This is a genomic window from Mesorhizobium sp. M0208 (genome assembly GCF_040322015.1).
In the GTDB taxonomy this organism is placed as follows: domain Bacteria; phylum Pseudomonadota; class Alphaproteobacteria; order Rhizobiales; family Rhizobiaceae; genus Mesorhizobium.
This window is the reverse complement of sequence record NZ_JAMYSP010000104.1, coordinates 1-1,858: the sequence shown is the minus strand read 5'-3', so window position 1 is coordinate 1,858 and position 1,858 is coordinate 1. Positions and strand designations below refer to the sequence as shown.

General features: G+C 62.3%; 3 protein-coding genes and 1 pseudogene. 1 reads left to right on the top strand and 3 read right to left on the bottom strand.

Annotation, left to right across the window (positions count from 1 at the left end; genetic code table 11):
• The 3 genes and pseudogenes from NKJ17_RS33795 to NKJ17_RS33785 form a co-directional block, all read right to left on the bottom strand.
• On the bottom strand, positions 1–437 hold a 437-nt coding region (locus NKJ17_RS33795), incomplete at its 3' end, for an SDR family NAD(P)-dependent oxidoreductase (protein WP_352692037.1).
• Positions 438–472: 35 nt separating this feature from the next.
• Positions 473–1,133, bottom strand: a pseudogene (locus NKJ17_RS33790) (amidohydrolase family protein).
• Positions 1,133–1,600 (bottom strand): ATP-binding cassette domain-containing protein, encoded by a 468-nt coding sequence (locus NKJ17_RS33785; protein ID WP_352692035.1) that lies wholly within the window; start codon positions 1,598–1,600, stop codon positions 1,133–1,135. The pseudogene NKJ17_RS33790 and the gene NKJ17_RS33785 overlap by 1 nt, the downstream one beginning before the upstream one ends.
• A 122-nt stretch (positions 1,601–1,722) precedes the next feature.
• Here NKJ17_RS33785 and NKJ17_RS33780 point away from each other — a divergent pair.
• A partial coding sequence (locus NKJ17_RS33780; RefSeq protein WP_352496782.1) for a helix-turn-helix domain-containing protein occupies positions 1,723–1,858 on the top strand: 136 nt, incomplete at its 3' end.

Here is a 1,858-nt window from a genome sequence, read left to right as displayed (position 1 = left end):
CCGCGCTGGGCCGAAACTGACGACATGCAGATGATCGAGCCGCCGCCATTTTCGCGCATGTTCGGGATGAATGCCTGGCTGAGATGGAGCACGCCGCGTAGGTTGACATCGAGGATGCGGTCCCAGTCAGCCGCGCTGATCTCCAGCGTCTTGACCGGCTGCGTGACGCCCGCATTGTTGCAGAGCACATCGATCCTGCCCAAGGTTTCTGTCACTTGCGCCGCCGCCCTCTTGCAGGCGTCGAGGTCCGCGACGTTGCACGCAAGGCCGATATGGTCGGGTCCAAGCGACGCAGCGGCGTCACGCGCTTGCCCGTCATCGAGGTCGAGTATTGCAACGCGAGCCCCGTGCTGTACCATCAGCGCTGCCGTGGAGCGGCCAATTCCCCGGGGGCCCGCGGCCCCCGAAATCACCACGGCCTTGCCCTTCAGCAACAAGTCGAACTCTCCTGCTATTTCTGTTTGCCGGTGATCTAAAGTCGGTAGAACCGGGCGGCGTTGTCATGGAACAGCGCGAGCCGCTCCTCGTGCGGGTGGGCGATCGTAATTTCCTTGAAGGCGTTCAAAATGGCGTCGAAGCTCGAGAACAGCTTGTCGACGGGGAAGTTCGTCGCGAACATCGAGCGGCCGACGCCGAAGGCTGCGATCGCCTCCTCGATGCTCGGCGCCGTCGACCTGCATGCCGGTGTGATTGAGAATGATCTGCACGTCGGGAAAGTCGCGCGCCAGTTCGACGAACTCGCTCATCTGCGGATAGTAGAGCTGCGGGTCGAAGCTCAGCCCGCGCTTCGCCAGCTCCCGGAAGCCGCGCCGCCATTCGGGCGTACGACTGACCTCCGGCCGCGCCAGATAGGTCTTGGCGGGGTCGGGATGATAATTCATCGGCTGCCGCATGCCGCGGAAGTTCGGATATTCCATGTGGCGGTCGAGGAGGTCGCCGACGTCGGGTTGGGACAGGTCGGCATAGCCGACGATGCCATGCGGAAAGCCTCGCTTGTTGGCGATCTCCTGCAGCCAGCGCGTTTCCCCAACCGGATCGCCGGGATCGAGAAGCAGCACTTCGGCTCCGGTGGAAAGGGCACGAGCGATCCGGACGATCTGGCCTTCGTGGAGGGACAATTTGCGTGCCGGCATTATCGATGATCGCTTCGCCGATCGCTGGGTCGATCAGCTGGAGCGCTCCGAGCGCAGTTTCGCGCGTGCGGCGACGGCTGATCTGCGACCAGCCCGACCTCGCATGCACAATGCCGATGTTTTCCGCGACCGGACAGCTCGGGCAATAGCGCCAGCTCCTGATGCACCACCGCGATGATCGGGCTGTTGTGGTCGGCCTTCGACGAGGCGAAGCCAATCTCGCCGGCTTCGCGTGAGGTCAGCCCTGTGACGATGCGGATGAGAGTGCTTTTGCCGGCGCCGTTGCCGCCCAGGAGCGCGTGGATTTCGTCGGCCCGGACCTGAAAACTCACACCCCGCAGGACACGGGTTGCGTCATAACTCTTGTCGATATTGGCAGCTTCGATCAGGGGCTTCCTGGTCCATACCTGTCCAACTCCCGGCACGTTGCCGGCGCTACCCAAGCTTTGGGTTGAACTCGGCTCCATCCTGTATCTCCTTCCGGGACCACTGTGCGACCGATTGACATTCGGCTCAATTTTCGTTTCTTAACATTCTGTGTAGCTGAGCTTAACTGACGAGGACGAGGTCAGACATCAAGTTCAATTCGATGACGCATTTCGAGGCAGTCGCGCGGCTCGGCGGCGTGGCAAAGGCCGCTCAGGAATTGCAGGTGACACCTTCGGCGGTTAGCCAGCAGCTGCGGCTGCTCGAACACCAACTCGGGGTGCGGCTTTTTCAGCGCG